The sequence below is a fragment of the Rhodoferax sp. UBA5149 genome, from assembly GCF_002413825.1.
Lineage (GTDB): Bacteria > Pseudomonadota > Gammaproteobacteria > Burkholderiales > Burkholderiaceae_C > Rhodoferax.
Window position 1 is genome coordinate 19746 of record NZ_DHXT01000198.1, and the last position, 5433, is coordinate 25178.

The window sequence follows — 5433 nt, forward strand, 5'->3', positions numbered from 1 at the left end:
GGCTGCCGCATGATCTCGGCCAGGGGGCGGCCAGCGTGTGTAAATTTTTTGGGCATTGGCGGCGGGAATTCAATGAAAGCGAGCACCACCATGGACAGCATCGCAACCAGGCCCAAGGCCATATAGGCGCCCGCAAAGGGCGCACTCATCAGGGTGCGGGTTTGCTGCGCCAGGTTGGGCCCCAGCACGGCGCCAATCAGTCCGCCGGCCATCACCAGAGAGACTGCTTTTTCGCGCCAGGCGAGCGAGGCCAGTTCGGCCGCCGCAAAGCGGTACAGATTGGCGTTGGCGTTGTAGTAGCCCGCGACCACGGTGGCCGCGCACAGCAGCCAGAAGTTCTTGTTCATAACGGCGTACGCACACAGCAAAGCCGACGCCAGCGCCACCAAGAGGCCCAATTGAAACGACACCTTGCGTCCGAAGCGGTGCTGCGTTTTGGCCACCAGTCCGGTGGACAAGGCGCCACCGACGACATAGCCCATGACCGGCAGGGTGGCCATCCAGCCCAAAGGCGCCAGGCTCAAGCCCACCAGGCCGTTGATGGCGATGAAGGTGACGTTGTTGGTCAGGAAAAGGCCTTGGCAGATGGCCAGCAGCCAGAGGTGTCGGTTCATAGGGGTGGGTCAGGCAGCGCAGGGAGCGACCTGCATTCTCGCCGGTCTGCAAGCGCAGGCATGTGAAGATTCATCCAATGGATTGCTTTTTTGGGCGTTAGCGATTACATTAAACAGGCATTAACAATGCATCTTTAAAGTCATGTTGTTTGACAAAACAAACCCAGTTGAAAGACCATCCCATGTCTGCATCCTTCGCCACCACCCTTGACCTGCGCCAGATTGCGCCGCCAGCGCGCCATCCCTTGATATTCAACAGTTTCGCGGCCCTGCTGCCCGGTCAAACGCTGGAACTGATCAACGACCATGACCCGCAGCCCCTGAATGCGCAGTTTCAGATGCGTTCGCCCGGTCTTTTCAGCTGGAGCTACCTGGAACAAGGTCCGCAGGTGTGGCGGGTCCAGATCGGTAAAAGTGCCGGCGCTGCAAGTGCCGCATCCGGCAGCTGTTGCTCGGGCGGCGCCTGCTGCGGCTGACGCCCGGCAAGCTCATCGAGGCCCGGTTGCGGCCAATTAACGCCAACTTGCTTGACCTACATCATCGGACTTTCAGGCCGGATCTGATAATGTTATCGCTTGAAAACTTGCCTGCCTGTAACGGGTAGCACTCCTGGCCCAGGTGACCCACTCCCAAGCCCCAAGATGAATTCCATCGCCGACCCCTCCTTGACCCCCGCGCCGGATGTACCTGCTGCACCGCCGCTTGAGCTGGTCTGCCCCGCAGGCAGCCTGCCCGCGCTCAAAGCCGCCGTTGACCACGGTGCGGACTGCGTCTATCTGGGCTTTCGCGACGCCACCAATGCGCGCAACTTCGCCGGTCTCAACTTCGATGAAGCGGCCATCAACACCGGTATCCGCTATGCGCATGACCGGGGCCGGAAAGTGTTGCTGGCCCTCAATACCTATCCGCAGGCGGCCAGTCCGCAAGTCTGGCAAAAGGCCATCGACCGCGCCGCCGACAGCGGGGTGGATGCGGTGATCCTGGCGGACCCGGGCTTGATGAGCTATGCCCTCAAGCACTACCCGGACCTGAGACTGCACCTCTCGGTTCAGGGCTCGGCCACCAATTACGAGGCAATCAATTTTTACCACCAGCACTTTGGCATTGCGCGTGCCGTGCTGCCCCGCGTGTTGTCGCTCACCCAGGTGCAGCAGGTGCTGGAAAAGACGCCAGTGGAGATCGAAGTGTTCGGCTTTGGCAGCCTGTGCGTGATGGTGGAGGGGCGTTGCGCGCTGTCTTCCTACGTGACGGGCGAGGCGCCCAACACCAACGGCGTGTGCTCGCCGCCCAAAGCGGTGCGCTGGATGGAGACGCCGCAAGGGCGCGAGTCGCGTCTGAATGGCGTGCTGATCGACCGCTATGCCGAGGGCGAAAACGCCGGTTATCCAACGCTGTGCAAAGGCCGCTTTGATGTCGGCGATGAGAAAAACTACTACGCGATTGAAGAGCCCACCAGCCTCAACACGCTGGCGCTGCTGCCCCAGTTGATGAAGATGGGGGTGCGGGCCATCAAGATTGAAGGCCGCCAGCGCAGCCCGGCCTATGTGGCGCAAGTCACCAAGGTGTGGCGCGAGGCCATTGACAACTGCCGGGACAACCCGCACCGCTACTCCGCCAAACCAGTCTGGATGAGCGACCTCGACAAGGTGGCCGAAGGCCAGCAGCACACCTTGGGGGCCTACCACAGGCCATGGAAATGACCTGTACCAAAGCGTTTTTGGAGTGCATCCTGTGAAGCTCGCTTTAGGCCCCCTGCTGTACTACTGGCAACGCGATGCGGTGTTCAGTTTCTATGAAACCATCGCGGCCACCCCGGTGGACATTGTGTATCTGGGTGAGACCGTGTGTTCGCGCCGTCGCGAGTTGCGCCTGGCCGACTGGCTGAGCATCGCCGGGCGCCTGCGCGAGGCCGGCAAAGAGGTGGTGTTGTCGACCCAGGTGCTGATCGAATCGGGCTCGGATGTGACGACCTTGCACAAGATCGCCGCCAACGGTGATTTCATGGTCGAGGCCAATGACATGGGGGCCGTGCATTGCCTGGCTGGCAAGGCACCCTTCATCGGCGGTCCGCACCTCAATATCTACAACGTCCCCACGCTGGAGTGGATGGCTGGTCTCGGACTCAAGCGCTGGGTCATGCCGCTGGAGATGGGGCGCGACGACCTGGCATTGATGCAACAAGGTCGCCCGCCAGGCCTTGAAACTGAAGTCTTCGCCTATGGACGCATGCCGCTGGCGTTTTCCGCGCGCTGTTTTACCGCGCGCCACCGCAATCTGCCCAAGGATGACTGCCAGTTCAGTTGCCTGGACCATGCCGACGGCTTGATGATGCGCACGCGCGAGAGCGAGGGTTTCCTGGTGCTCAATGGCACGCAAACCCAGTCGGCGCGGGTCTATAACTTGCTGGCTGAAATGGACGCCGTGCGTGCGGCCGGTGTCGATGTGGTGCGCATCAGCCCGCAGTCGCAGCACAGCGCCGAGATTGTCAATTTGTTCCACGGCGTGCTGACGCAGCAGACCCCCGTGGTGGATGCACTGCGGGCGATGACGGGCCTGATGCCTGACCAGGCGTGTAACGGCTACTGGTATGGCAAGCCCGGGTTGGAGCAGCTGGCACGCCCTGTCCTCAACTGATTAGAGCGAGGATTTAAAGATGAATACAAGCCCCTATCTGTTACCTCCGCCCGTGGGACAGCTCTTGTCGCGCCTGCCGGGCTATCCGGGCTCGTTGTTGTTTGTAACCGGTTTGAATCTGGCCCTGAGCAGAAACCTGGCGCCCGATGTGACGCAGATGCTGCTTGGCAAAAAGCTGCGCCTGCGCGTGACCGATGCCCAGTGGACCTTTGACTTTGAATGGCTGAACGGCCGCTTTTCGGCGTGCCAGAACAAGGTCGCGGCCGACCTGACGATCAGCGCCAGCGCTTATGACTTTGTGCTGCTGGCACGTCGCCAGGAAGACCCGGACACGCTTTTCTTCAGCCGTCGGCTGTCCATGGAAGGCGACACCGAGCTCGGCCTGCTGGTCAAGAACACACTGGATGCCATTGAGTTGCCGGTGCTCAATTTGGAGCAGTTCAAGCCAGCGCAGCTGCTGGCACGCATAAGGGCCAGACGGGCGCCCCATTGAGTTAACCAGACCTGCCGGACCTGCCTACCTATGCACCTAACCCAGCCCCCTCCTCAGAAGCGCATCGTCGTGGCCATTTCCGGTGCCAGCGGTGCCGTCTATGGTGTGCGCCTGTTGCAGGCTTTGGCTGACTTGGGCCATGTTCAAACCCATTTGACGGTCTCCAGCGCGGGCCTTTTGAATTTGCAGCAAGAGCTCGACATGAGCCGCGCCCAGGTGGAAGCACTGGCCGATGTCGTGCACCCGGTGTTCAACGTGGGCGCTGTCATTGCCAGTGGTTCATTTCAGTGTGACGGCATGGTGGTGGCGCCTTGCTCGATGCGCACGCTGGCGGCGGTGGCGCATGGCCTGTCGGACAACCTGATTACGCGGGCTGCCGATGTCATGTTGAAGGAACGGCGTCGCCTGATTCTGATGGTGCGTGAAACACCGTTGAACCTGGCGCATTTGCGCAATATGACCAGCGTCACTGAAATGGGCGGCATCATTTTCCCGCCGCTGCCCAGTTTTTATCACCGGCCGCAAACCATTGCGGAGATGGTCGACCACACCGTGAGCCGGGTAATCGATTTGTTGGGGCTGCCCCAAGTGCACGCGCCACGCTGGCGCGGCCTCCATGCCGCCGCCCCGTCCGACTCTGCAGCTTGATGGGGAATTCATGGCTTACCGTGACCTGAGGGACTTCATCGCCCAGTTGGAGCGCTTGGGTGAACTCAAGCGCGTCAGACAAGAAGTCTCGCCCTATCTGGAGATGACCGCCCTGTGCGATCGCACGCTGCGCGCCGGTGGCCCCGCCTTGTTGTTCGAAAACCCGCGTGGGTACAGCATGCCGGTGTTGGGCAATCTGTTCGGCAGCACGCGCCGGGTTGCCCTCGGCATGGGCGTGGCCGATGTCAGCGAGTTGCGCCAATTTGGTCATGTGCTGGCCATGCTCAAGGAGCCCGAGGCGCCCAAGGGTTTCAAGGACCTGATGGGTTTGGGCGCGATGGTGAAAACACTGTGGCACATGGCGCCCAAGGAGCTGCGCAGTGCCGCCTGCCAGGAGGTGGTGTGGGAAGGCCAGGAGGTTGACCTGGCCCGCCTGCCGATTCAGCATTGCTGGCCCGGCGATGTGGCGCCGCTGATTACCTGGGGCCTGGTGATTACCAAAGGTCCGCACAAAGAGCGGCAGAACCTGGGCATTTACCGCCAGCAGGTCTTGGCGCGCAACAAGGTCATCATGCGCTGGTTGCCGCAGCGCGGTGGCGCACTCGATTTTCGGGAGCACGGTGCTTTGAACCCTGGCCAGCCCTACCCGGTTTGCGTGGCCTTGGGCGCCGACCCGGCCACCATTCTGGGGGCGGTCACGCCCGTGCCCGACAGCCTGTCGGAATACCAGTTTGCCGGGCTGCTGCGCGGCAGCCGCACCGAAGTCGTCCGGGCCCTGGGCAGCGAGCTGCGGGTGCCGGCGTCAGCGGAGATCGTGCTGGAAGGACACATCTATCCCGATGCCGCGCACGCCAGTGGTTTCGAGCACGCGCTCGAAGGCCCGTACGGTGACCACACCGGCTATTACAACGAAACTGCCGAGTTCCCGGTGTTCACCATCGATCGCATCACATCGAAGCGCGAGCCGATCTACCACTCCACCTACACCGGCAAACCGCCCGACGAACCGGCGATGCTGGGGCTGGCCTTGAACGAGTTGTTTGT

Annotated in this window: 7 protein-coding genes; 6 read left to right on the plus strand and 1 reads right to left on the minus strand. The window is 61.7% G+C overall.

Annotated elements, in window-relative coordinates; translation table 11 throughout:
- Positions 1-614 (minus strand): MFS transporter (locus B3V69_RS17820; protein ID WP_296448371.1); only part of this gene is annotated, 614 nt, incomplete at its 3' end.
- Between the two features lie 182 nt (positions 615-796).
- Here B3V69_RS17820 and B3V69_RS17825 point away from each other — a divergent pair.
- The 6 genes from B3V69_RS17825 to B3V69_RS17850 all read left to right on the plus strand — a co-directional run.
- Positions 797-1090: a DUF2249 domain-containing protein gene (locus tag B3V69_RS17825; protein ID WP_296448383.1), complete on the plus strand. Its 294-nt coding sequence runs from the start codon at positions 797-799 to the stop codon at positions 1088-1090.
- A gap of 165 nt (positions 1091-1255) precedes the next feature.
- Positions 1256-2314, plus strand: a complete 1059-nt coding sequence (gene ubiU / locus B3V69_RS17830; protein WP_296448373.1) for a ubiquinone anaerobic biosynthesis protein UbiU — start codon at positions 1256-1258, stop codon at positions 2312-2314.
- A gap of 31 nt (positions 2315-2345) precedes the next feature.
- Positions 2346-3248 carry a ubiquinone anaerobic biosynthesis protein UbiV gene (gene ubiV, locus B3V69_RS17835; protein ID WP_296448375.1) on the plus strand — a complete coding sequence of 301 codons (903 nt, stop codon included), beginning with the start codon at positions 2346-2348 and terminating at the stop codon, positions 3246-3248.
- A gap of 19 nt (positions 3249-3267) precedes the next feature.
- Positions 3268-3741: a ubiquinone anaerobic biosynthesis accessory factor UbiT gene (gene ubiT / locus B3V69_RS17840; RefSeq protein ID WP_296448376.1), complete on the plus strand. Its 474-nt coding sequence runs from the start codon at positions 3268-3270 to the stop codon at positions 3739-3741.
- A 30-nt stretch (positions 3742-3771) separates the two neighbouring features.
- The gene (locus B3V69_RS17845; RefSeq protein WP_296448378.1) at positions 3772-4389 is read left to right on the plus strand and encodes a UbiX family flavin prenyltransferase; all 618 of its coding nucleotides are present in this window, start codon (positions 3772-3774) and stop codon (positions 4387-4389) included.
- Positions 4390-4399: 10 nt separating this feature from the next.
- Positions 4400-5433, plus strand: a 1034-nt coding sequence (locus B3V69_RS17850; protein ID WP_296448380.1) for a UbiD family decarboxylase, incomplete at its 3' end; no start/stop codon positions are given.

Excerpts from the sequence above, each read along its gene's own strand:
- B3V69_RS17845 (WP_296448378.1), top strand. The coding sequence starts at position 3,772 with ATGCACCTAACCCAGCCCCCTCCTCAGAAGCGCATCGTCGTGGCCATT.
- B3V69_RS17825 (WP_296448383.1), top strand. The coding sequence starts at position 797 with ATGTCTGCATCCTTCGCCACCACCCTTGACCTGCGCCAGATTGCGCCG.
- ubiT (WP_296448376.1), top strand. The coding sequence starts at position 3,268 with ATGAATACAAGCCCCTATCTGTTACCTCCGCCCGTGGGACAGCTCTTG.
- ubiU (WP_296448373.1), top strand. The coding sequence starts at position 1,256 with ATGAATTCCATCGCCGACCCCTCCTTGACCCCCGCGCCGGATGTACCT.